This window comes from Chryseobacterium culicis (assembly GCF_900108365.1).
GTDB lineage: Bacteria > Bacteroidota > Bacteroidia > Flavobacteriales > Weeksellaceae > Chryseobacterium > Chryseobacterium culicis.
This window is the reverse complement of sequence record NZ_FNWQ01000010.1, coordinates 45,155-70,710: the sequence shown is the minus strand read 5'-3', so window position 1 is coordinate 70,710 and position 25,556 is coordinate 45,155. Positions and strand designations below refer to the sequence as shown.

23 protein-coding genes are annotated in these 25,556 nt (G+C 37.7%); 16 read left to right on the top strand and 7 right to left on the bottom strand.

The window, feature by feature from the left end:
- Positions 1–28 precede the first annotated feature (28 nt).
- From BLW74_RS21875 to BLW74_RS21835, 9 genes are all read left to right on the top strand, one after another.
- A complete protein-coding gene (locus BLW74_RS21875; protein WP_089696994.1) occupies positions 29–1,027 on the top strand; it encodes an NADH-quinone oxidoreductase subunit G in 999 nt (332 codons plus the stop codon).
- Between the two features lie 81 nt (positions 1,028–1,108).
- Positions 1,109–2,173, top strand: coding sequence for an NADH-quinone oxidoreductase subunit NuoH (gene nuoH, locus BLW74_RS21870; protein WP_089696991.1), 1,065 nt, complete (start codon positions 1,109–1,111; stop codon positions 2,171–2,173).
- Positions 2,174–2,230: 57 nt separating this feature from the next.
- Complete coding sequence (locus tag BLW74_RS21865; RefSeq protein WP_034693420.1) at positions 2,231–2,788, top strand: NuoI/complex I 23 kDa subunit family protein; 558 nt, start codon at positions 2,231–2,233, stop codon at positions 2,786–2,788.
- On the top strand, positions 2,788–3,285 hold the full coding sequence (locus BLW74_RS21860) for an NADH-quinone oxidoreductase subunit J family protein (RefSeq protein ID WP_089696988.1): 498 nt from the start codon (positions 2,788–2,790) through the stop codon (positions 3,283–3,285). The genes BLW74_RS21865 and BLW74_RS21860 overlap by 1 nt, the downstream gene beginning before the upstream one ends.
- A gap of 4 nt (positions 3,286–3,289) precedes the next feature.
- Positions 3,290–3,619, top strand: coding sequence for an NADH-quinone oxidoreductase subunit NuoK (gene nuoK / locus BLW74_RS21855; protein ID WP_089696983.1), 330 nt, complete (start codon positions 3,290–3,292; stop codon positions 3,617–3,619).
- A gap of 2 nt (positions 3,620–3,621) precedes the next feature.
- Positions 3,622–5,535, top strand: a complete 1,914-nt coding sequence (gene nuoL, locus BLW74_RS21850) for an NADH-quinone oxidoreductase subunit L (RefSeq protein ID WP_089696980.1) — start codon at positions 3,622–3,624, stop codon at positions 5,533–5,535.
- Positions 5,536–5,537: 2 nt separating this feature from the next.
- On the top strand, positions 5,538–7,031 hold the full coding sequence (locus tag BLW74_RS21845) for a complex I subunit 4 family protein (protein ID WP_167358488.1): 1,494 nt from the start codon (positions 5,538–5,540) through the stop codon (positions 7,029–7,031).
- Positions 7,032–7,047: 16 nt separating this feature from the next.
- On the top strand, positions 7,048–8,427 hold the full coding sequence (locus tag BLW74_RS21840) for an NADH-quinone oxidoreductase subunit N (RefSeq protein ID WP_089696977.1): 1,380 nt from the start codon (positions 7,048–7,050) through the stop codon (positions 8,425–8,427).
- A gap of 294 nt (positions 8,428–8,721) precedes the next feature.
- Positions 8,722–10,974: a GAF domain-containing protein gene (locus tag BLW74_RS21835; RefSeq protein ID WP_228425014.1), complete on the top strand. Its 2,253-nt coding sequence runs from the start codon at positions 8,722–8,724 to the stop codon at positions 10,972–10,974.
- 112 nt (positions 10,975–11,086) lie between these two features.
- Here the strand turns inward: BLW74_RS21835 and BLW74_RS21830 are convergent, their stop codons facing one another.
- Positions 11,087–12,262 (bottom strand): Pycsar system effector family protein, encoded by a 1,176-nt coding sequence (locus BLW74_RS21830; protein ID WP_089696971.1) that lies wholly within the window; start codon positions 12,260–12,262, stop codon positions 11,087–11,089.
- 26 nt (positions 12,263–12,288) lie between these two features.
- Between BLW74_RS21830 and BLW74_RS21825 the strand changes: the two genes are divergently transcribed.
- Together BLW74_RS21825 and BLW74_RS21820 are read left to right on the top strand one after the other, a co-directional pair.
- A complete protein-coding gene (locus BLW74_RS21825; protein WP_089696968.1) occupies positions 12,289–16,005 on the top strand; it encodes a metallophosphoesterase in 3,717 nt (1,238 codons plus the stop codon).
- A 304-nt stretch (positions 16,006–16,309) separates the two neighbouring features.
- Positions 16,310–17,029 carry a hypothetical protein gene (locus BLW74_RS21820; protein ID WP_089696964.1) on the top strand — a complete coding sequence of 240 codons (720 nt, stop codon included), beginning with the start codon at positions 16,310–16,312 and terminating at the stop codon, positions 17,027–17,029.
- Between the two features lie 93 nt (positions 17,030–17,122).
- On the opposite strand, the gene BLW74_RS21815 is transcribed toward BLW74_RS21820, so the two are convergent.
- The 5 genes from BLW74_RS21815 to ruvX form a co-directional block, all read right to left on the bottom strand.
- Complete coding sequence (locus tag BLW74_RS21815) at positions 17,123–17,995, bottom strand: SdiA-regulated/phytase-like domain-containing protein (RefSeq protein ID WP_089696961.1); 873 nt, start codon at positions 17,993–17,995, stop codon at positions 17,123–17,125.
- Positions 17,996–18,050: 55 nt separating this feature from the next.
- Positions 18,051–18,818, bottom strand: a complete 768-nt coding sequence (gene mazG, locus BLW74_RS21810) for a nucleoside triphosphate pyrophosphohydrolase (protein WP_089696958.1) — start codon at positions 18,816–18,818, stop codon at positions 18,051–18,053.
- 219 nt (positions 18,819–19,037) lie between these two features.
- Complete coding sequence (locus BLW74_RS21805) at positions 19,038–19,595, bottom strand: DUF5606 family protein (protein WP_089696954.1); 558 nt, start codon at positions 19,593–19,595, stop codon at positions 19,038–19,040.
- 76 nt (positions 19,596–19,671) lie between these two features.
- The gene (gene def / locus BLW74_RS21800; RefSeq protein ID WP_089696951.1) at positions 19,672–20,244 is read right to left on the bottom strand and encodes a peptide deformylase; all 573 of its coding nucleotides are present in this window, start codon (positions 20,242–20,244) and stop codon (positions 19,672–19,674) included.
- Positions 20,241–20,657, bottom strand: a complete 417-nt coding sequence (ruvX, locus tag BLW74_RS21795; protein ID WP_089696947.1) for a Holliday junction resolvase RuvX — start codon at positions 20,655–20,657, stop codon at positions 20,241–20,243. Before ruvX ends, def begins: the two co-directional genes overlap by 4 nt.
- Before the next feature lie 115 nt (positions 20,658–20,772).
- Here ruvX and BLW74_RS21790 point away from each other — a divergent pair, with 115 nt between their 5' ends.
- Positions 20,773–21,249, top strand: a complete 477-nt coding sequence (locus BLW74_RS21790; protein ID WP_089696944.1) for a SixA phosphatase family protein — start codon at positions 20,773–20,775, stop codon at positions 21,247–21,249.
- Entirely contained in the window at positions 21,230–22,123 is an 894-nt protein-coding gene (locus BLW74_RS21785) for an archaemetzincin (RefSeq protein ID WP_089696941.1), read from the top strand. The genes BLW74_RS21790 and BLW74_RS21785 overlap by 20 nt, the downstream gene beginning before the upstream one ends.
- A gap of 268 nt (positions 22,124–22,391) precedes the next feature.
- Here BLW74_RS21785 and BLW74_RS21780 read toward each other — a convergent pair whose 3' ends face one another.
- Positions 22,392–23,936 carry a serine hydrolase gene (locus BLW74_RS21780; RefSeq protein ID WP_089696938.1) on the bottom strand — a complete coding sequence of 515 codons (1,545 nt, stop codon included), beginning with the start codon at positions 23,934–23,936 and terminating at the stop codon, positions 22,392–22,394.
- Between the two features lie 87 nt (positions 23,937–24,023).
- Here BLW74_RS21780 and BLW74_RS21775 point away from each other — a divergent pair, with 87 nt between their 5' ends.
- The 3 genes from BLW74_RS21775 to BLW74_RS21765 are packed head-to-tail and all read left to right on the top strand — an operon-like array spanning position 24,024 to position 25,494.
- The gene (locus BLW74_RS21775) at positions 24,024–24,488 is read left to right on the top strand and encodes a hypothetical protein (RefSeq protein ID WP_089696934.1); all 465 of its coding nucleotides are present in this window, start codon (positions 24,024–24,026) and stop codon (positions 24,486–24,488) included.
- A 59-nt stretch (positions 24,489–24,547) separates the two neighbouring features.
- Positions 24,548–24,997, top strand: coding sequence for a hypothetical protein (locus BLW74_RS21770; protein ID WP_089696930.1), 450 nt, complete (start codon positions 24,548–24,550; stop codon positions 24,995–24,997).
- Complete coding sequence (locus BLW74_RS21765) at positions 24,997–25,494, top strand: metallophosphoesterase family protein (RefSeq protein ID WP_089696927.1); 498 nt, start codon at positions 24,997–24,999, stop codon at positions 25,492–25,494. The genes BLW74_RS21770 and BLW74_RS21765 overlap by 1 nt, the downstream gene beginning before the upstream one ends.
- Positions 25,495–25,556 lie beyond the last annotated feature (62 nt).

Genomic DNA, 25,556 nt, shown 5'->3' with positions numbered 1-25,556 from the left:
TTAATGCATAAAGCTTAAAGCATACAATATGAGCGAAGAAGTTAAAAAATTCAAAATAACTATAGACGGACAGACTACCGAAGTGATGCCTGGCACTTCCATTCTGGAAGCTGCAAGACAAATCGGTGGAAAATCTGTACCTCCTGCTATGTGCTACTACAGCAAACTGGAAACCAGTGGAGGCAGATGCAGAACTTGTCTGGTAGAAGTTTCTAAAGGATCTGAAGCAGATCCGCGTCCTATGCCGAAATTAGTGGCAAGCTGCAGAACGAATGTAATGGACGGGATGGAAGTAAAAAACCTTACTTCCGAGAAAGCACAGGAAGGAAGAAAAGCGGTAACCGAATTTCTATTGGTGAATCACCCGCTGGACTGCCCTATCTGTGACCAGGCCGGAGAATGCCATCTTCAGGATTTAGGGTATGAACATGGTGTGGAAAATACAAGAACAGAATTCGAAAGAAATACTTACGAAGCCGATGATCTTGGACCGAACATCAAATTAAATATGAACCGTTGCATTCTTTGTGCAAGATGCGTTCTGACTGCTAATCAGCTTACAGAAACAAGAGAACACGGTATCCTTTTCAGAGGGGATCACGCTGAAATTTCAACCTATTTAAATAAGGCTTTAGACAATGACTTCATTGGAAACGTTATCGACGTTTGTCCTGTAGGAGCATTGACAGACAGAACCGCTCGTTTTGCAAGCAGAGTATGGTTTACAAAACCGATGAACGCTTCTTGCAAATGTGACAAGTGTTCAGGAAAAGCTGTGGTATGGATGAAAGGTGATGAGATTGTAAGAGTTACCGCCAGAAAAGACCAGTGGGGTGAAGTGGAAGAATTCATCTGTGATACATGCCGTTTCGAAAGAAAAGCCTTGTCAGACTGGAATATTGAAGGTCCTAGACATATCGACAGACATTCTGTAATTTCATTGAACCACTACGAAAAGCCTAAAGATGAGCTAAGAGTTTTAGACAATCCTATGGCTAAAGAAATCAGTGAAAAAGACGAAAAATAATTAATAAGACATCAGATTTCAGACCTCAGACTTCAGACCATCTGATATCTAGCATCTGACATCTTAAAATCTAAATAAAAAATGGATTTACTTACATTTAAACTTATACTTGTACTAGCACTTTTCCTGCTGTCACTAACGATCGCAGCCTACTCTACCTGGGCAGAAAGAAAAGTTGCCTCTATCATGCAGGATAGAATTGGTCCTAACAGAGCCGGACCTTTCGGATTGCTGCAGCCTCTGGCTGACGGTGGAAAGTTTTTCTTTAAAGAAGACTTCACCCCTGCCAATGCAGAAAGATTTCTTTTCGTATTAGGGCCAGCTTTGGTAATGTTTATTTCATTGATTACAGGAGCGGTGATTCCGTGGGGTAAAAGTTTAAATATTGCAGGTACTTCTTTTGATCTTCAGGTGGCAAACATTGACGTTGGTGTCCTTTTCATCATCGGTATGGCATCCATCGGAGTTTACGGAATTATGATCGGAGGTTGGGCTTCGAATAACAAATACTCATTACTAGGTGCTATCCGTGCTTCTTCTCAGATGATTTCTTACGAATTGGCAATGGGGTTGGCACTTCTTTCTATCATCATGATGACAGGAAGTTTAGATCTGAAACAAATTACGGAAAGTCAGACTACCGGAAAATTATGGGGTGTTATTCCTTGGGTTTCCGGAATGAACTGGAATATTTTTTACCAGCCAATCGCTTTCCTTGTTTTCTTTGTAGCTGCTTTGGCAGAAACCAACAGACACCCGTTCGATTTACCTGAGTGTGAGTCTGAATTGGTAACAGGATATTCTACAGAATACTCTTCTATGAAATTGGGATTATATATGTTCGGAGAATACGTAAACATGTTTATTTCTAACGCTTTCATGGTAGTTCTTTTCTTCGGAGGATACAACTATCCAGGTATTGAATGGGTAACGCAGAACTGGGGAGAAAACACAGCAGGAATTCTAAGTATTGTGGCGTTCCTTACAAAAACAGTAATCGGAATTCTGATTTTCATGTGGATCAGATGGACACTTCCAAGATTCAGATACGACCAGTTAATGCACTTGGGATGGAAAACATTAATCCCGATGGCATTGGTAAACCTGTTGATTACAGGAGCTGTAATTTTAGCATTTGCAAACTAAGAGATAAGAATATATTTTTAATGCTGAATAGAAGTTCAGCCTAAAAAAATTAAATAAATGAAACTTACAAACAGATCAAAAGTTGTTTCTAATAAAGAAATGACCCTTGCTGAAAAAATCTACCTTCCTGCTATCTTTACAGGGATGGGGATTACATTTAAGCATGCTGTAAGAACCGTGATAAAGGGTGCTCCCGCAGTATATTCATATCCGGAAGTACAGAAGCCAAGAACCACAATATGGAGAGGCCAGCACGTTCTGAAAAGAGACGAAGAAGGCAGAGAAAGATGTACAGCTTGTGGACTGTGTGCGGTAGCTTGTCCTGCAGAAGCCATTACGATGACTGCTGCTGAAAGAACAAAAGAGGAAAGAGGTCTTTACAGAGAAGAGAAATACGCTTCAGTATATGAAATCAATATGCTAAGATGTATTTTCTGCGGTATGTGTGAAGAGGCTTGTCCTAAATCTGCCATCTATCTTACCGACAGACTGGTAGACGTAGAAACCAACAGAGGTTCTTTCATTTACGGAAAAGATAAATTAGTTGAAAAAATAAATGAAAGGATTGATATTACGACAAGACAATCCGAGAAACAAAAAAATGCGGTAAAATAATGGATCAGTTTTTATTTTTCTTGGTGGCGTTTTTAGCAGTTGCAAGTGCTGTATACTTTGTATTTGCAAGAAATCCTCTTTATGCTATTTTGTCATTAATTGTTACAATGTTTTCAATTGCAGGGATGTACATTCTTCTTAATGCACAGTTTCTTGCAATTATCCAGATTATAGTATATGCAGGTGCCATCATGGTACTTTTCCTTTACATCTTAATGATGCTTAACCTTAATAAAGGAGACGAAAGTAAGAAGAACAATACTTTAAAATTTGTTGGAGTTTTTACAGCAGGTATTCTTTTGGTAGGAGTATTGGGTGTTTTCCGAGGAGTAAGAGAGAACCACATTGTGGTAGATAATGTAGACAGAGGTGTAGGTCTTACAAAAAATCTGGGTAGACTTTTGTTTAATGAATATGTTTTACCGTTTGAGCTTGCTTCTATCCTGATTCTTGCAGGTATTGTAGGCGCGGTATTAATCGGTAAAAAAGATTTATAAAATTATGGGAGAAGTAAATACATTTATACAAAGCGTCCCTTTGGAATACTTCATCATCCTTTCATCAGTATTGTTCTGTTTGGGAGTAATGGGAGTATTGCTTAGAAAAAATGCTATTGTGATTCTGGGCTGTGTAGAACTTATGCTGAATTCAGTAAACCTTTTATTGGCAGCTTTTTCAGCGTATAAAGGCAACGGCGACGGACAACTTTTAGTTTTCTTCATTATGGTGGTAGCAGCTGCTGAAGTAGCGGTAGGTCTGGCAATTATTGCAATGCTGTATAGAAACACCCGTTCTGTAGATGTGAGTATATTTAATAAATTAAGAGGATAAGAATGGAGAATCTAGTATATGCAATAGTACTTTTACCACTTTTAGGGTTTCTTATTAACGGGCTGTTCGGGAAAAATCTTCCAAAAATAGTAGTTGGATCTTTAGCTACTGCAATGGTTTTCGGATCTTTCTGTATTGCTGTAAGTATTTTCATGAATTTCAATTCTGAAAGCCAGCCTGTTATTGTAAAAGCTTTCGAATGGTTTAGAGTAAATGGTGTTCAAATCAATTTTGGGTTCCAGATTGATCAGCTTTCTTTAATGATGGTGATGATCATCACGGGTATCGGTTCACTGATCCACTTATACTCTATCGGATATATGAGCCATGATAAAGGATTCTATAAGTTTTTTACTTACCTGAACCTTTTCATCTTCTCTATGTTACTTTTAGTAATGGGAAGCAACTACCTTATCCTGTTCATTGGATGGGAAGGCGTAGGTCTTTGTTCTTACCTGTTGATCGGATTCTGGTATACCAATGAAGAATACGGAAAAGCAGCAAGAAAAGCTTTCATCATGAACAGAATTGGTGACCTTGCTTTATTGATCGGTATCTTCATGATCGCTTCACAGACCAATGCTGTAGATTACCTTTCTGTAGCAGAAAATGCTTCCAAATTTGAACTAGACGGAACAGTGATTATCTTTATCACAGCGAGTTTATTCATCGGTGCTACCGGTAAATCCGCTCAGGTTCCTTTATATACATGGTTACCGGATGCGATGGCCGGCCCTACTCCTGTATCTGCTTTAATCCACGCGGCTACGATGGTAACTGCAGGGATTTATCTGGTAGTAAGATCCAACTTCTTATTTACCTTGGCACCTACCGTACAGGGAGTCATTTTATTCATCGGATTCCTGACTGCTGCTTTGGCAGGATTCTATGCACTTCGTCAGAACGACATCAAAAAAGTATTGGCATATTCTACGGTTTCACAGCTTGGGTTTATGTTCATCGCTTTAGGTCTTGGAGCATATACTACAGCAATGTTCCACGTAATGACACACGCTTTCTTTAAGGCATTATTATTCTTAGGTGCAGGTTCTGTTATCCACGCGATGAGCAACGAGCAGGACATGCGTTTTATGGGAGGACTTAAAAAATATATTCCTCTTACGCATGCCACATTCCTTATCGGAACCTTAGCGATCTCAGGTTTCCCTTTATTATCAGGGATGATCTCTAAAGACGAAATTTTAGTGGCAGCTTTCGCTAAAAACCCTGTTTACTGGGTCATCTTATTTGTTTTAGCGGCAATCACCGCAACCTATATGTTCAGACTGTACTACCTGACATTCCACGGAGAATTCAGAGGTACTGAAGAGCAGAAACACCACTTACATGAAAGCCCGTCTAATATGACCTTACCATTGATCGTATTGGCTATCCTTTCTGTAATCGGAGGTTTTATCAACCTGCCTCACTTCATCGGTCACGGCCACTATGCTAAACTGATGGAATGGTTAAAGCCTGTTCTTACGGAACAAAGCTTCAGCCAGATGGAAGCTACTCTTTCAGGAGTACCTTTCAATACTGAAATGATCTTACTAGCAGCTACAGTAATTATGTTCTTCTCTGTATGGTTCATCGTTAGAAATACTTATGTAAGTAAGAAAAAGATGGCTGTTGCAGAGGAAAACTATACCGGATGGGAAAAGCTTTCTGCTAAGAAATTATACGTTGACGAACTTTACAACGCATTGATTGTAAAAACTGTTGAAGGATTAGGACGCGGAGGAAAAATGTTTGATAAGGGTATCTTAGACCGTTTTGTAAACTTTGTAGGTGATGGTGCTGAAGACAGCGGAAAAGCTATGAAGCGTGTACAGAACGGAAATGTAGAGACATATATCCTTATCATGTCTTTAGCGGTGGGAATTATATTAATTGTTAACTTTTTATTACAATAATAATGTCTTGTTTGTTATTAACATTATTACTTTTACCTCTAGTAGGTTCGGGATTAGTTTTTGCCTGGAAAAATAGTTCCAGCAAATATTTGGCGCTTGGAATTGCATTGGTACAGATGCTCCTTACCTTCTACATGCTTTCGGATTTCAATTTTGGACCGACCGTAGACAGTAAGCTTCAGTACGAAATCACTTATCCTTGGTCTCAATTTATTAAAAGTTCTCTTCATTTCGGCGTTGACGGAATGAGCATGCTTCTTTTAATATTGACCAATATTCTGGCTCCAATTATCATTTTATCATCTTTCAATGAAAATGTAAACTACAGAAATACATTCTACGGACTGATTCTGTTAATGCAATTTGGTCTTGTAGGAGTCTTTACTTCTTTAGACGGATTGTTATTCTACATTTTCTGGGAAGTCACGCTGATTCCAATTTGGTTCATTGCCGGACTTTGGGGACAGGAGAATAAAAGGTTTGAATTCACTACGAAATTCTTCGTATATACTTTCGTGGGATCATTATTTATGTTAGCAGGATTGATCTATGTGTACAACCACTCTGCATCATTCGCTTTAACAGATTTATACAATGCCCAGCTTAACGAAGTACAGCAGACTGTGGTATTCTGGTTTATTTTCTTTGCTTTTGCAGTGAAATTACCGGTATTCCCTTTCCATACATGGCAGCCTGATACCTATACCTACTCTCCTACTCAGGGATCCATGTTATTATCAGGGATCATGCTGAAGATGGCAGTATATGGTGTAATGCGGTACTTACTTCCAATTACTCCCCTTCCGATTGCCGGAATTTCAGGACAGATTGTGATCATTCTTGCCATTGTAGGAATTGTTCACGGTGCTTTGATTGCAATCATCCAGACAGATATGAAGAGAATCATTGCCTATTCATCTTTCTCTCACGTAGGACTGATGGTAGCGGGGACCTTCGCTTCTGCAGTTGTTACTCTTAGAGGAACTTTCAATGTGGAAGGAGCTGAAGGAGCATTGGTACAGACTTTTGCCCACGGTATCAACGTAGTGGGATTATTCTACTGTTGTGATATTTTATATAAGAGATTCAAATCAAGAGACATCAGACAAATGGGTGGTTTAGCTAAAGTAGCGCCTAAATTTGCTGTATTGTTCCTGATCATTATATTAGGTTCAATGGGAGTTCCATTAACGAATGGATTCATCGGAGAATTTATTTTGTTGAAATCTGTATATGATTTTAACGGAACAGCAGCAGTAATTGCTGGTCTTACGGTAATTCTTTGTGCGGTGTATTTATTGAGATTCTACGGAAAAGCAATGTTCGGAGAAGGAGATGCAGCGGTTTTAAGTACAGCAAAAGATTTATCAGGAGTAGAATTTTCTGTATTGGCAAGTTTAGCGGTTTTTGTGATTTTACTGGGTATTTTCCCACAACCGGTAATCGACATGGTGAGTAGTTCGGTGAAGTTTATCTACCAATCAATGGTAAGTTAATTTGATATTTTAAGAGATGAGTGTTTTAATTATTGTTTTCCTAACGGCAGTTATTGCGTTATTTTCAGGAGTTTTTGAACAAGGAAAATTCGCAAGATACATTGGGATTTTGGGATTAATCATTGCATTGTATGTAAGTTTTATGCCGGAATGTTCGTTCTTCGACCATTACAAGCATATGTATGAGTACAGTGGCAATACCGCATTATTCACTAAAATATCAATCGTAACAACTTTATTATTATTCTTCCTGGGAGGTTTTGCGTTCAGCAACCACAGAAGCCACCAGTCAGAATTATATGCACTGATGCTATTTGCATTATGTGGAGGGATCATCCTTTTCGGATATCAGAACTTAGTGACGATGTTCTTAGGTGTTGAAATCCTTTCTATTCCATTGTATGTAATGGCAGGAGCTAACAAAACTGATCTGAGATCTAACGAAGCTTCTATTAAATATTTCCTTATGGGTGCCTTTGCAACAGGTTTCTTACTGTTTGGTATAGCGTTCATCTATGGAAGTGCAGGAAGTTTTGATCTTTACAAGATTCATGATTTCGGAGTAGCTAATTCCGGAAATGTAATGTTCATTTTAGGAGTATTACTGATTCTTTGTGCATTGGCATTCAAAGTAGCTTTAGCACCTTTCCACATGTGGAGCCCTGATGTATATGCAGGTTCTCCTTCACTGATCACAGCTTTTATGGCGAGTGTGGTAAAGATCTCCGGATTTTTTGCCCTGTTCAGACTGATGACGCTTGGTTTTGCCGGGGTTACTCATGAATGGATTAATGTTCTGGGAGTATTCTTAATCATTACATTACTTTTAGCAAACGTTATGAGTCTTGCTCAGACGAATGCAAAAAGAATGCTGGCTTACTCTTCAGTATCCCACGCAGGATATATCGGATTGGTATTCTTCGGAATGACAAGCCTTTCTACCTATAATTTGGCATTTTACTTATTTGCATATTCTTTATCTACCGTAGGTGTTTTCATGTGTCTGATCTGGGTAGAGAAATTAAAGAGAGAAACTTCTTTCGGAGCCTTTAAAGGATTGGCGAAAACTGAACCTTTATTAGCAACAGCTGCAACAATCTCTATGCTTTCAATGGCTGGAGTTCCGTTAACTGCCGGTTTCATGGGGAAATTTGCTTTATTCTCCCAGGCTATGAACGGTGCCGCTTTCTTAGTATTGGTAGCAGTATTAGGTTCTGCGTTATCCATTGCTTATTATTTAAGACTGATCATTGCAATGTTCTTCTTCAAAGAATCAACATTCAAATCATCAGAAAAAGTAACACTTACTTATAACATTATTGGAGTAGTTGTTATTGTTTTAATTGTTATTCTTGGGGTATTCCCGGATATGTTTGCAAGAATGTTCGGATTGTAACATCTGAATTTACAATATCAAAAGCACAACTTTCAGTTGTGCTTTTTTATTTTTGAAAGTGCTGGAATTCATTAATCAGTAATGCCGCAATTCTGCTTTCCGGATAACAGCAAAAAATTACTAAATACATTGCAGAATTTTCCCAAATATCCTGTGAATTATGTGCAATAAAATAAAAATTTCAGACGGGCAATATTCCGCTTTTTTCATAACTTTACTCTAAATTTCCAGCGCTTGGCTAATCTGTATAAAAAAGACTCCCCTTTTCAAGTTTACATATCATTCAAAAAATATTTGGATGTTCTGGAACATATCCGGTATAATGACAGATTGGAATACAGAGCCAACTATGCAGAGTCCCTGATTGAGAGCACCAGAAATTTTAAAGAGCTTAAAGAGGGCTTTCAGGATACCAATTTTCTGGAGCAGCACGAAGACCTCATCAGACTTCTTCTTGCAGATCTTTTCCCGACAGGCCTTACCAGAAACGAAATAAAAGCGGCAAGCATACCGCTTTCCAATATCACATTCAATTATACGGAAAGGTTTAAAGACATTCTTAAAGATGCCGGAAAAGACTTCGAAATAGAACTCAGGAACATTACAGATAATGAGTTTTATGTTTTCTGCTGCTGCCTGATTCTTCAGAGCTACTTTAAAAAAGACATTAAAAGTACCATCCCGTTCTATTATGATATTCCCAATAAACAGGGAATCATGAAGCATTACAAAATTACCGTCAATTCAGATTTTACAGAAATAACCCCAACGGAAGATGCTAAAATTCCATCTGATGATGTTTTGGATATGCTTTTGGAAAACCTGGATGATTTTAAGCTGTGGAAAAAATATTTCCCTTCGCAGTCCTGGATACTGAAAGGGTTTACGATCATCTCTCTCGTAGACTGCACCTCTGAAGTTGCACTTTCTGACCTGAAATCAAGCATGATAGAAATTGATCCTGAAGATCTGAATCCCAATGAAAATCTTACGGAAATTTTCAAATCTTATTTCGATGTTTCGGAACTGAGTTTCGGGCTGATGACTTTTAATAAAAAAGAACAGAAACTGGATAATCTTCCGATTTATGAGAGCCTTCTGACAAATCATATCCTGGATTTCTGGATCAATGCATTTGACGAAGAGACAAGAAAAAGTACATTCAATAACTTAAATCATAATTCAAAGCCCATAGTTGTTTCCAATGTTAATAATCTGGATGAGAGCGTAAAGCAGCTTCCTTCATTTAGCATTTTAAAGGATAATAATGTCAACAGTTTTATGGTAATTCCTATCATGAAAGACGGTGAACTTCTTGCCATTATGGAATTTACCTCGCCTGTTGCGGGGAGTTTCAATGGTTTGAAGCTTAAAAAGCTTGAGTTCTTTACTGATATGATACTTTTCTCCCTGAACAGGTTTTACTTTGAGAAAAACTATCAGATAGAAGCCATCATCCAGCGTGAATACACTACTATTCACGACAGCGTGGTATGGAAATTCAGAAACGAAGCTGAAAAATATTTTACGGCATCACTTGGTAAGAAAATATATACATTAAAGCAGATTTCGTTTAAAAACCTTACTCCGCTGTTTGGGGTTTCAGATATTCGTTCTTCTTCGGAAAAACGATATAATCTGATGCTGCAGGATCTTAATCAGCAGATTGAATGGCTGAATGAGATTTTTACACTCACCAATTCCGACTCAGAAAAATTTCTGCTGGCATTGGATATTTTTGAAAATGAGCTGAATAACGAAATTAAAGCTGATACAGAACAACGGTTTCAACGGCTGTTAAGGGAAGAAATTCATCCTTTTCTGCAGGGAAAACTGGAAATAAAAACATCCAGGGAAATTAAAACGAAGATCAAGGATTATTTTTCACATGTCTTCACTCCTACTGATTTATTTTATCATCACAGAAAGAATCTTGATGATTCTATTACGCTTGTCAACCGTAAACTGGCCGATCTGCTGGATGAAAGCCAGATAAAGGCACAGGAAATTTTCCCACATTATTACGAAAGATTTAAGTCTGATGGTGTAGAGCATAATCTGTACATTGGTTCTACCATCGCACCTGAACTTCATTATACCTCAAAAGTTGTCCACAAACTGAGATACTGGCAGCTGAAAACCATTTGTAAAATGGAACTTGAATTTCAGTCGTTTAAAAAAAATCTTCCGGTACCGCTGGATATTGCTTCACTGATTTTCGTTTATAATGAGAAAATAGACATCCGCTTCAGAATGGATGAAAAACGTTTTGATGTAGACGGCGCTTATAATTCTTATTATGAGATCATCAAAAAACGCCTTGATAAAGCGCACATCAAAGATTCTTCAGAACGCATCACGGCTCCCGGAAAAATTACCATCGTCTATTTCGGAATGGAAAACCAGAAAGAATACCTCGACTATATTTCCAAACTGCAGAAAAAAGGGGTCCTGCAGCATGATATAGAATTCTTACGGGTAGAGGATCTTCAGGGAATAACAGGACTGCTGGCACTGAGGGTTTCTTTTACGCTTCCGCAGGAATAAATAATTAGACGACAGCAATGATCTGATTTTTTCATTATGAAAAAACCGGTTTAAAATATCATAAGCTCTACAATCAAATTCAGGCTTTATTTACGAATGGATGTTTGTCTTACTAAAGACTAAGAAATGCAGCCCCAAACGAAAGCACGGAAATAATAATCCCAGCCATAAAAATTTTGTAGGTAATAGATAAAAGCTTGTATTTTCTGTTAAGAACCTTCCCCAGATAATAGAGATCTTTCACCATAGAATCGTAGATATAATCTCTGTCTTTGATCAGGTCTTTCATGGCATTATGATAGTCATCAAACAGCATCTGCTGAAAGTTTCCGAAGAAAAGAAGATTTACTTTCCGGTTCGTAATGTCCTGTGAGGTAAATGTAGTTTTTGTCACATTAGGTTTGGTGGATAAGATGGCAAATATAATGGTGAGTACACTTGAAAGCAACAAGATAAAACTCGGAAGAATCAAATGGGAATTCTTAGGAGCATCGAGCTTGGGTACCAAGACAGAAAGACATACTGAAATGATAATTGCATTTACCGATAAAAGAATATTGGCTTTGCTGTCTGCAATATCACTTAGCCTTGTATGGTTATTCAATGTTACCCTGAATAAAGTATCTACGCTTCTGTCAGATTTTTCTTTCTCTTTTTTTCCTTCTGCGCTTTCCTTTTTATTTTCTTTTTTCTCTTCTTCTTTTTCCAGCTTCTTTTCGATCTTTTTGATGTTCTTTTTTTTCAGCGGCTCCCAGTTTTCTTTGGCGTAGTCGGTATAAAAAGTATGCTTATTTTTCAGCATATCAAGATTTCCGGCATTCCATTCTTCGTTGGAAAAACACCTTACGTTGGTCAGTTCCCACTCTTTTCTCAAAGCATCGGAAATGTCACTGTAATCATGGCCTGCAAAATGGCTGAAATCAGCATCTTTTACAATTTTCTCCAGTAAATTCTGAGGTTCGTAATGAATTTTGGTAGCCAGAATCAGTTTTTCAACATCGGCAATGTAGTTTTCCGGGTAATTTTCCTGGTGTAAAAAAGCTTTCATCACCTCCACACTCCTCTCTTCATGGTTCAGAGCACATTCTATATACCCCGTATCATGAAACCATAATGCAACGAGTACTTTCTCCTGATCCTCTTCAGAAACAGGAGTATTTTTCATGATTTCCTCTGCCTTATTCACGGTGTAGGCAGTATGGATAAAATTATGATAAAAATATACTGAAGATAACTTATCTTTGAATAAGATTTCAACATAATTTTTAGCTTTTTGTAAAATGCTCATCCCTGAAATTTTGTTAATGTAAATTTATGAATTTATCCTTTAAAACTCATCTAAAAAATACTTCTATTGTTCTTCGAACGGTAATGTCTGCAGGAGTGCTTTATTCCTGTGCTACCTATAACGTACAAAAGGGCAAAAACTTATTTGAAGTAAAAGATTCCGAAATAAAATCTGATAGTGATTTTAAACTCTTCCTGATTGGAGATGCAGGAAACTCAGATGAACCTCAGGCACAAAAAACACTGAATTTACTGAAAAGTAAACTGGATTCTGCCGACAGTAATTCTATGCTGATCTTTCTTGGAGATAATATCTATCCGAACGGCATGCCGAAAGAAACAGATAGCGGGTATACAACGGCTAAACAAAAACTTGAAAATCAGCTGGCTATAACCAAAAATTTCAAAGGCAAAACGTTAGTCATCCCCGGAAACCACGACTGGTACAGTGGTCTGGAAGGATTGAACACCCAGGAAGGACTGGTAAAAAAATACCTTGACGATAAAAAAGCGTTTCTGCCTAAAAACGGTTGCCCTATTGATGATATTAATGTTTCTAAAGATATAAAGCTCATTGCTATTGATACCGAGTGGGTAATTGCGAATTGGGATAATTATCCGGGTATTAATAAAAACTGCAACATCAAAACGCGTGAAGATTTTTTTACAGAATTTAAAGATCTGATCATTAAAAATCAGGGCAAAAGAATTATTGTGGCGCTACACCATCCTATCATCAGCAGTGGAACACACGCTGGCTTTACTGCTGCAAAATCACATCTTTATCCCTTCAACAGTAAAGTTCCTGTTCCGGTAATTGCCAGTGTAGCCAATATATTACGAAGTTCTTCCGGAGCGAGCCCGGAAGACATCAATAATCAGCATTATGCAGATCTGGCCAACCGGCTGAAAAGTATTGTTCAGGATAAGGAAAATATCATTTTCGTTTCCGGACATGATCATAATCTGCAGTATCATGAAGAAGGAAATATAAGACAGATCATCAGCGGCGCAGGCTCTAAAACAGATCCGTCTACCATTGTGGAAAAAACCGACTTTTCTTACGGAGGCAGCGGTTTTGCCGTTCTAAATTTCAGAAAAGACGAAAGTACCGATGTTGAATATTTTTCAACTAAAGACGCACAGCTTCAAAAACTGACTCATATTTCTGTGATTTCCAAACCGGATGTATTCATCAACAATTTTCCGAATTCTTTTCCGGCTACATTTTCATCAACCATTTATCCGGTACAGCTTACCGAAAAAAGAAAATTTTACAGATGGCTGTGGGGAGATCACTACCGGAAATATTATGGAATCCCGATTGAAGCTCCTACCGCCAATCTTTCAGAACTGAATGGCGGATATATCCCTTTCAGAGAGGGCGGTGGAAACCAGTCTAACAGTTTACGACTAAAATCTGCTGACGGACAGGAATTTGTAATGCGCGGAGTGAAAAAAAGCGCGATCCGCTTTCTTAATAATATGGCTTTCCAGAAAAGTACATTAGGAGAAGAACTGGCTGATACTTTCCCTGAAAAGTTCCTGCTGGATTTTTATACCACCAATCATCCGTTTACTCCATTTACCATAGGAAATATGTCGGAAAAGCTGAATATTTTCCATAGCAATCCAAAGCTGTATTATATTCCTAAGCAGCAGGCTTTAGGAAGATATAACGAAGATTACGGAGATGAGATGTATATGATAGAAGAACGCTTTTCTTCAGATCCGAAAACATTAGCATACCTTGATCATGCTAAAGACATTGTTTCTACAGACGATGTATTAAAAAACCTCAACAAAAGCGATACATATTCTGTTGACAGAGAATCCTACATCAGAGCAAGATTATTTGATATGCTTATCGGTGACTGGGACAGGCACTCTGATCAGTGGAAATGGGCAGAATATGAAGTAGGTGACAAAATAGTCTACAAACCTATTCCTAAAGACAGAGATCAGGCATTCAGTAAATATGACGGTGCAGCATTTAAAATTATTATGAATGTTCCGGCCATTCGTCATATGAAAACCTTTACAGAAGAAATAAGCAGCGTAAAGTGGCTTGCCATGGAACCTTACCCGATGGATCTTGTTTTCTTAAAAGGAGCAGACCAGAGTGAATGGGAAGCACAGGCAAAATATATTCAGGAACATTTGACTGATGCAGATATTGATGATGCCTTCCATAATCTTCCGAAAGAAGTACAGGACGAAACCATTGCAGAAATTCAGAGAAAACTGAAAGCAAGAAAAGCAAAGCTTGTGAACTATGCCAGTCAGTATTATGATGTTCTGCAGAAGAAAGTACCACTGGCAGGAACTGTGAAGCCTGATAAATTCGTTATTACGAAAAATGGGCATTCCGTACTGGTACAGCAATATAAGCTGGGCAAGGATAAAGATAAGAACGAACTTGTTTTTGAAAAAACCTACCATGACTCGAAAACAAAAGAGCTTTGGATCTACGGGCTGGAAGATGATGATACCTATGTAGTAACGGGAAGCGGAAATCCTAAAATGACCATCAGGCTTATTGGTGGATATAATCATGATACCTACAATGTTGCGGATGGACGAAAAGTGAAAATTTATGATTTCAAATCTCAGAAAAACACGTATAATTCCGGAAATGCAACCCGAAATATTACGGACGATTACGATATCAACAGTTACAATTACAAGCATCCGAAATATAATTCCGTTGCAGGATATCCCAATCTGGATTACAACCCGGATGATGGAGTTATTGTAGGCGTTCTGGCTAATTACACGGTGAATAATTTCATTCGTGATCCGTTCACTCAAAAACACAGCCTGAAGGCAAATTTTTATACAGCTACTGCAGGATTCAGTCTTACCTATAAAGGAGTATTTAAAAAAGCGATATCAGGATGGGATTTCAATATTGATGCATTTTATACCACCCCAAGGTTCTCTCAAAACTTCTTTGGCCTTTCCAATGAAAGTGAGTATGACAAGGAAAATACAGAAAGGGAATACAACAGGGCCCGAATTTCCAAGTTCAATTTTGCACCTTCCCTCTATAAGAAAAGCTGGATGAACCTCAGCCACCAGTTTCAGCTGACTTTTGAAGATAACAAAGTACAGAGAAAAGCAGACCGCTTCATTAATCAGTCTCCGGATGTGAGACCAGGTGTATTTAACAGCCAGCAGTTTGTAGGGGCGAATTATACCTTTGGTTATAAAAATGCCGATAATGCGGCCTTCCCTACTCTAGGACTTGAATTTATGCTTAATGCAGACTGGAAAGCGACTCTTTCAGATTTTAATAAAAACTTCGTAACCGTAAAAGGGAAATTAGCTGTTGACCACAGGATTGACAAGAAAGGAAAATTTGTATTTGCCAATTCCAGTAACGTAATGTGGATTAACAATAATAATTTTGAATTTTATCAGGCGGCAGCTATCGGGGGCAACAATGGGATGAGGGCTTTCAGAAATGAAAGATTTGCCGGGAGATCCTATTTCACCAATAATTCCGAAATACGTTGGGATTTTGGAAGAATAAGAAATAATATAGCGCCAGCCAATATGGGAATTCTTATCGGCTACGATATCGGCCGTGTATGGAATGATACTGAAAATTCAAGAAAATGGCATCAGTCTGCCGGTGCCGGCGTATGGCTGAGTATTGTAGAAATGATGTCAGCAAGGCTGAATTATTTCTATGGTTCGGATGGAGGAAGAGTTTCTGCCGGAGTAGGAATGAAGTTTTAACGTGCCTTTTAAAGACAACTCAAATTTACACAACTGAAATCATAATTTTAAATCATTGAAAATCAAAGAATTAAACTAATTAAAAATAAATTATTCGAAAAAAAACACATTTTAATTGAATTTAATAATTCTCATTTTCAGCTAACATTTTTCATCAATAAAACAAATATGGCTTTTAAATAAAAGCCATATTTTCAGCTATATACGTCAATATCATCCATAGCCTTATATGTTTATCAATTCTTTAAAAAACAGACATTTTTAAAACAGTTTATATTTGTGTCAACAAAAAATCAACAATTAGATGAAAAAAAAGCTATTATATATGGCATTATTTGTCATATCCATACCCTTAAGTGCACAAATAGGGATTAAAACTCCTACCCCCCAAAATACCTTACATGTCAACGGCTCTCTTCAGGTAGTGAAAGACCTGAATGTAGGGGGAGATGACAAAACAAAGGGGAATTCCGGAAACAAAGGCGAAGTATTAATGTCTAACGGGGTTGGAAATGCTCCGGTCTGGAAAACAATAGAATCTGAAAATTTTTTAAAGGTGGTCTTTGTAGGAAATAAAACAGACATAAGCCCGGCAAGCGGAAGTTATACAGGCACTCATTCTACCCCGGTCAGTACCCATGAAAGTTATTCACAAACTTATGTCTTCAATGTGAGCAATAAGATTGATACCGCATATTTAACGTATAATACGACAACCGGTCTTTTCACTGTCGTAAAACCAGGATTTTATAATATTGTACCGTACGCCACCTACGATCTTAGCCTGAATCCTTCGGGGCAGACTGCCGGAACTGCTAATTCATACATACAGAAAGTTTCTCCGGCGCAGACCACATTGGCAGGAATATCTACAGGCCACGGTGAGCGCACTATAGGTCTTAATCATAACCTTTCATCCATTAACTTTTTCAATACGGGTGAGACCTTCAGAATACGCTGCCGGTATACCCAGGATTTCAGATTATCGAGTGGTAACATTCATATCTCATATCTTACTCCGTAACCTATAATTTGTCAATCACTTTAATTACATTCATATATCTTAAAAACCCACAGAATAATTCTGTGGGTTTTGAATGGTATTGTGATTTATTCTTTAAAGTGAAAAAGTATATACATTGCCCCCTTCATCCTTAGCTTTCTCGTCTGCGATCATTAATGTTTTATCATCAAGAAAAACAATGGCTTCTTTCTGAGAATTATGATTCAATGGTATTTTCTCAATTTTTGCATCACTGAAATTGCTGGCCGTAAATCCGGTAAGAACATGGACATTTTTGTGGGTCAGCAAAACAATTTTATCTTTTGTACTGTTGATGGTGGCAGAAGTAATCGCAGCATCGTTATAGCCTCCATCCAGCTTTAATGTACCTATTAATTTTGCTTCAAAATTCCCTTCTTTATTGGGTACCTGAAAAACAAGAAAAGTTCCGTCAAAACCCTTGCTTCTGTTTTTGGTGAACAGATAGAAATTTCCATTCATTTCTACAAAAGCTTCACAGTCGTATAACAGGTTGGATTTCTTGGGAGGAAACTCCGTCTGTCCCTGATAATGGAATTTCGTTGTCTGTATAACTTTTGTTACGGTTTGCTTATTATCTTTCAGATCTGTTTTTAAGATAGCCAGATCCTGCCTGTTATTGTCATTATTTCCAAAATCTCCTATATATATATTTCCCTGAGTATCTGAAATGATATCTTCCCAGTCCGTATTTTCAGCATTCTCAACAGGAATTTTGGCTACCAGATCCCCATTACTGCTGACTCCGTATATTGCGTTCTTATTCCCTCGGTCTTCAATCAGCCAAATAGTATTCTTATCCTTGGATAAAGTAATTCCGGAAACTTCCTTCAGCTTTTTAGGAAGAGAAAACTGAACCTTCAGTTCATTTTCATTGGTTGAAGAATTCTGGGCTTTTGGATTACAGCTCAATAAAAGCAAAGCAGGTAAAATAAGAAAGCGTAGCATATTTATTTTTATTTTTTTAACGGAATATAAGAAGCATTAATTGTTCCAATCAGAATTAAGAGAGCTTTTTTGCCTGTTCCCAGAGAACATCCATTTCTTCCAGAGACATATCTGCCAGCTTCAGATCCTGCTGCCCGGCAAGTTTTTCCATCTTCTGAAACCTTGAAATAAATTTCAGGTTGGTTCTTTCCAGGGCTGAATCCGGATTAATTCCTGAAATTCTTGCGTAATTGATCAGGGAGAAAAATACATCACCAAGTTCCTGTTCTTTCTTATCCAAATCTGTCTCAGCATGGAACTCCTGGATCTCTTCATCCACCTTTTTCCATGCATCTTCTGCATTATGAAATTCAAAACCTATTCCTTTTACTTTATCCTGAATTCTATAGGCTTTTACTAAACTCGGCAGGCTTTTCGGCACTCCTCCCAAAATGGATTTATTTCCTTCCTTTAGTTTTAATTTCTCCCAATTCTGCTTCACTTCTTCTTCATCCTTCACTTCAACATCTCCATAGATATGGGGATGGCGGAAAATCAGCTTTTCATTTAAAGAATTGATCACATCAGCGATATCAAAACTTTCTTTTTCTGAACCTATTTTAGCATAAAAAACCAGATGCAGCAGCACATCACCCAATTCTTTTTTTATTTCCTGTAAGTCATTCTGCAAAATAGCATCTGAAAGCTCATAGGTCTCTTCAAGGGTAAGGTGACGAAGAGATTCTAACGTTTGTTTCTGATCCCAGGGACATTTCTCTCGCAGATCATCCATAATATCAAGTAACCTTCCAAATGCCTCTAGTTTCTCCTGTTTCGTATTCATAAGTAATGGGAAATTCAATCTTATACAAATGTAAGGGATATTTTGGGTTTGTGGTAGTGGTTGGAGGGAAAGTTGGGAATATGCGATACAGGTGAAGAGATTCGGGATTTACTATTGATTTAGCCCTAATCCCTGCCAGCTCTGATCTGCCATCCGGAAAAACAAAAAACCCTGTCCGGAAATTCCAGACAAGGTTTGTATTTTGAATTCAGAGATGAATTATCCTTGTTTTCTGTGTGTGCTTTTTGGAGCAGACTTAGCCGCTGAAGTAGCTTTCACTTTGGGAGTTGCCGGTTTTTCAGCTTTTGGAGCTTTCTTAGTTTCTTTTTCGATGCTTACTTCCTCTGCTGCAGGCTCACCTTCCAGTGTTTCAGGCTCTGCTTTCACAAAACTTTCAGGAGTAATATATCCTGCTTTATGAAGGATGTTATACCATTGTGCCAATTTTTTGATATCAGAAGAATATACTCTTTCTGTATCATAATTAGGAAGAGATGCTAGCATGAAGTCTTTCAAATCTGCATCAGAAGATTTGTGAGAAATCGTTTCCTTATAGTCGTTGTTTTTAGCAATATTTTCAAATACTTCAAACAAAGGAACTTCTTTCTCAAATGTAAACATAGCAATATTATCCAGTAAGCTTACCTGGCTTGAGTTTCCAATGCTTACCTTCTTCTTGGTGGTAACATCTTCAATGATGAATCCGTTTCTTAATTGAGAAACTAATTTGAAAAGTCCTGGTTTTCCAGAAATTGAAATTATTTTTTCTAACAGCATAATTTTATTTTTTGTAAATTCTGCAATCAGCACTGGCTTTTTGCTTTTTATTATTCTTTTTTAATCCTTGTTTAAATTACTTTGGAAATCTCATTTTGTAACCGATGCTTACGTCACCTTGAGAGATTTTTGTCAGTTTACCTTTTACCAGTTTCTTTTTCAAAGCACTCAGGTGATCAGTAAATAAAACGCCTTCAATATGGTCATATTCATGCTGAATTACGCGGGCTCTAATATCGGAAAAAGTTTCTGTATGTTTCACAAAATTTTCGTCATAATATTCTATCACGATTGTTCCTTTTCTTTTCACATCTTCTCTTACATCCGGAATAGAAAGACATCCTTCATTGAACTTCCATTCTTCACCGGATTCCTCAAGAATCTGTGCATTGATGAATACTTTTTTGAACTCTGCCAGCTCATCCTTAATATCTTCATAATCCTCATCTTCTGCAAGAGGCGTCACATCTATTACAAACAGACGTATGTCCAAACCAATCTGAGGCGCTGCAAGACCTATGCCATTTGCGCTGTACATGGTTTCGAACATATTATCAATCAGTTCCTGTAATTCGGGATAGTCTTTGTCTATATCTTTTCCTACTTTTCTCAAAACAGGATCCCCAAAAGCTCTTATTGGTAAAATCATCTTACTCTTTGTTCTAAAAAATTCTGCAATATGATAGTTGCACTTACTTTATCTATTAATCCTTTCTCCTGCCTCTTTTTTTTGTTTTTTCCACTTTGTGAAATAAAAAATGAGGCCATTTTGGAAGTAAATCTTTCGTCAAAACGATGAACCGCAATATCTGAAAATTCTTTTTTAAATTCTTCTATGAATTTTAATATATCCGTTTCTACTTCCGAAACATTTCCTTTCAAATCTATGGGAAGTCCGATTACTACTTCATCTACCTTATTTTCTCCGAAATATTTTTTTAAAAAATCCATCAGAGAACGATTCTCTACAGTCTCCAGTCCACTGGCTATAATCTGCATATCATCCGTTGCAGCGATACCACAACGAGCTTTTCCGTAGTCTATTGCAAGGATTTGTCCCATAAGTCTGCAAATTTAGTAAAATTTACTGATTTTATTCATAACGCAGTTTTTTTATATAAATCATGTTTTATTCCATTATTTTTTTTATAATTTTAATCTTCCAAAAAACAATTATATGAAGAAACTCATCCTCGTAAGACATGCAAAAAGCGACTGGCCTGAGGAAACGGAGGACTTTGACAGACCATTGGCAGACAAAGGTTTGGAGGATGCTATGCACATGTCCAGATTCCTGAAAAACAATAACATTTCCATTGATCATTTTGTGTCCAGCCCCGCGGTACGTGCATTGAATACCTGCAAAATTTTTAATCAGACCTATCAGTTGAACTGTTCTACTGATGAAAAATTATACAATCCCTCGGAAAGAAGTTTTGAATCTGTAATTTATGATCTGGATGACAATCTGAATTCGGTTGCTTTCTTCTCTCATAACAACGGAATTTCCAATTTTGCCAATTCCATTTCGGAAGATATTTTCCATTTCCCCACCTGCGGAGTAGCCGGTTTTGAAGTAGACTGTGAATCATGGTCCGAGTTCGACGGTGCTAAAAAGAAACTGCTGTTCTTTTATGAGCCGGGGAAAATATAACTTCAGTTCCTTATTTTTTTATGCCACACTCCTTATTCTTCTTTTCTCCTGCCAGAAACAGAATAAAACTTACATTGAATCTATCGCAAAGAATGATATAAAACTTTCTTCTTTACCAAAACCCGGAAGCTGGCGGTACAACCATGATGAACACTTCCAGACCTTTGAAGATTTTCAGAAATTAAGAAAAATAAAGCCTGAGCCGGGAAAGAACACCATTTATCTTCAGCCGATAGGGACATTTGATGATCTTCAGAAAAAAGAAATAGCACTTACCAGAGAGTACCTGAAAATATATTACCAGCTCGAAACAAAAATACTGCCAGCTCTACCTCATACGGTCTTTCCTGAAAAAGTGAAGAGAATCTCAAAAGAAGGACAGGAACAGATTCTTGCAGGATATGTGCTGGACAGTATCCTCATGAAAAGAAAGCCTGCAGATGCTGTAGTTCTGATGGGAATTACAGAGAAAGATCTTTTTCCCAGACCGGAATGGAATTACATTTTCGGATTGGCCTCTTATAAAGATGGTGTAGGCGTTACTTCAATATACAGGTTTGCCGATGGCCATTTAACCGATTCAAATTTTAATGAAAGTCTTTTAAGATTAATAAAAATAAGTTCACATGAAATTGGTCATATGTTCGGAATCAGCCACTGCCTGAATGCCAACTGCGTAATGAACGGAACCAATTCATTATCGGAAACGGATTATCACCTGGCCAGGGCCTGTTCTCTTTGCCAGAGAAAACTGAATTCGAGCATCCGCTATGATCATAAAAAAAGACTTCTTGAACTAAAGAATTTCTTTGAAAAACAACACCTAGATACAGAGCGTACTTTAGCCCATCAGGATCTGAATCTGGTACCATAAACCCGTATTTCCATTACCGACTGCATATTCCCCTCATCCGGAGGGGTGGCGAAAATTCAAAGAATTTTTGACGGGGTAGTCTTTCCGCTAAAGCCACTATCGTTGTAAACATGAAAAAACGTGCTAAAGCCCGTTCCTATTGAATTATTTCAGTTCTAATTTTCAATGATCATTAAAATTAGTGTTATCTGTGAGTAAATTAGTGGCATTCGTACTTTAAAAAAAAAACGGGCTAAAGCCCGTTCTCAATGAATATTTTTCGATAGTATTATTTTCTTTTCAAATCCAGATCATCAAAATCAAAACTGAAATCCGTTACGTCAGAAATAGCTTTTAATTTTGCTGATTCTGCTTTTCCGTTTTCGTCATAACTGAAAATGATATAGGCATCTGCATCATAACTCCTGTCATCCCACTTGATAATGAAGGAATTATTGGAATATGGCAGCAATTCTCCTTTTAATCTTGGAGAGTTTTTACAAGAAATTCTGTAGGTATTTCCCTGCTGAGCAACTTCTACATCGCCAAACCATGCATCATTATATATTCCGGTGAACTGTTCTGCCTTGGGCTGAAGAGATTTTTCTTTCTTAAAAGCTTCGGATTTTGAAAAAGCATCTTTCTTCTGTTTGCTGAATTCAGCTTCCATTTTAGACATTCTGTCGCCATACGTTTTCAGCCAGTTTCTATCTGCTATCCCCAGGTAAGAATCTTTTACGGTATTGGTAATGGTGTTGAAAGCTGCTCCTGACTGCTGGTTGGTTAATACAACAATTCCCAGCTTCATATCCGGAATTAAGGTAAACTGCGTAACCGTTCCTATCAATCCACCGGTATGCTGTACCTGTTTGTGGCCTTTCACATCACTTAAGAACCAGCCTAATCCATATCCGTAAAAACTTGTATCATATGGATTTTTCGCTGCTACTCTGTCTGGAATCTGAAGGCTCCAAAGCTGTTGTGCATTCTTATCAGAAACTAATTTTTTACCGTCTTTCGTAGTGAAATTATTCAACAGACACTCTGCCCAGGTGGTCATATCTTTGATATTACTCATGATTCCCCCTGCTGCATTGGCTGTTTCGTTCCAGTCATGAGGAACAGCAATTGCTTTTCCGTCTACCGGTGCATGTGCATCAATTTTATTGGCTACAGCCTTTGCTCTGTTGTAACTTCCGAAACTGGAAGTCATTCCTACAGGCTTCATGATTCTTTGTTCAATAAACTCTGCCCAGCTTAATCCGGAAACTCTGTGAATCACTTCTCCGGCAACAATAAACATGATATTGTTATAATCTAATTTTGTTCTGAAAGGATTTTCCGGTTTCAGATATCTCACATTGCGGACAATATCATTCACCGTCATGCTTCCTCCTTCCGGAAAGAACATCAGATCTCCCTGCCCAAGTCCTAATCCGGCTCGGTGGGTTATAAGGTCTTTGATGGTTACATTTTGAGAAACGTACGGATCATACATCTGGAACTCAGGAATATATTTTGAAACTTTATCATCCCAGTTCAGCTTGCCTTCGTCTGCTAAGATGGCCAGTGCTGTACATGTAAAACCTTTAGAATTGGAAGCAATACCCACTAATGTATTATCATCCATAGGCTGTTTCGTTGTAAGAGAGCGTACACCAAATCCCTTGGAATAGATCATTTTCCCGTCTTTTACAATCCCCACGGACATTCCCGGTACATCAAAGGTTTTCAGGGTATTCTGGATCAGCTCATCCAGTTTTTTCTCTTCAACCTGTGCATTGGCCAATCCTACGGTCAAAAGAAAAATGAAAAAAGAAAGTTTCTGTTTCATTGTTTATTTTAATTTTCCCAAATTTACTAAATATTAAGTGATGCTCATTTAGCAGTGCTAAAACTTTAGAATAAATCAGTTGTATTCATGAAAAAGCCTATTTGTATCTGTATTTTCTCTCTTTTCGCGGCCTGTGCTGTCAAAGCTCAGGACAGAACTGCCAATCCTTTGCTTTTGCAGACCTGGAACCTTGATAAAATGGACACCTATATCTATACCTACGAAAAGAAGGATGGTTTTGAGGCAAGAAAAGAAGGAATCAGATTTCAGAAAAATGGAAAAATTACTGGAAACCTTATTAAATCTACTTTGAAATATGATGCTTTGGAAGAGCCTGTTACCAAAAATGAAAAACCAGACCGCTACATCGGAAGCTGGAAAAAGGCTTCAGATTCTACAGTCACCTTAGTTTTCCCTTACAATACTAACATGACCGGTACTTTTGTTATTTCAAAACTTACGGAGAATCAGCTGAAATTAAAAAAGGTTTTCAGTGCGGATATTGAAAAGAAACTGGATTCTATCAGGAAAACAAGAAATATCTCTGAGTAAGATTTCCGTGATTTGGTCATCGCTTCTTTATATTTGCAATCTTAAAAATAACAGTAAAAATGGCAATAAACAGATTATTGACTTTCTTCTTTCTGATAATAAGCTTTAATGTATACTTTTCTCAGGAGGTAACCATTAAAGATGATAAGGTTCTACTGGATGGTAAACAGATCCTGAAAGCTGAAAAAATCAATGTGGCACAATATTCATTTTTTTCCATGAAGGATGATGAGGAAATTCTTCTTTACCGGTATATGGATAATGAAACCCCAAGATACGTAAGTGATGATTACTTTATCCTGAATTTTCTCACCGAAAAAACCAAAGTAGAATCTACTGATCTGGGCAAAATCTCCAATTTCATGAATTCCAGAAAAGGAATGGAAAAGCTTATAAAATGGCTGTTGAAAGAAAGAGTACTTAATCATGACGGGGAAGTAAATACGGAACGTGTAGCTGTATTCAAAGATAAATACCACGAAAATATTACTGAAAGAACCCTTAGATAATGACAAAAGTTCTTCTTCTTTCCGACTCGCATTCTTACATAGATGACAGAATTCTGGAATATGCTTCTCAGGCCGATGAAGTTTGGCACTGTGGAGATTTCGGAAGTCTGGATGTGATTGAACAGCTTGAAAAAATAAAACCGCTGAAGGGTGTGTACGGAAATATTGATAATGCTAAAATCCAGGCAGAATTTCCGGAAGTAAACCGTTTTTTTTGTGAAAAGCTGGAAGTTCTGATGATCCACATTGGCGGCTATCCCGGAAAATATACCCCCCTTACCAAAAAAGAAATTGCAGAGAAAGCGCCGAAATTATTTATTTCTGGGCATTCTCATATTTTGAAAGCCATGTATGATGAGAAAAACAGCCTTCTCCATCTGAATCCCGGTGCTTGCGGAAAACAGGGATGGCATAAGGTGAGAACTATGATGCGCTTTGTAGTAGACGGTGAGGAAATCAAAGATCTGGAAGTAATTGAACTAGGCCCCAGAGTTTGATGGATGAAATTCTATCAAAGCCGGAGCGTTTTCGAGTTTCAGGATAAAGGAGTTGTCTTCTA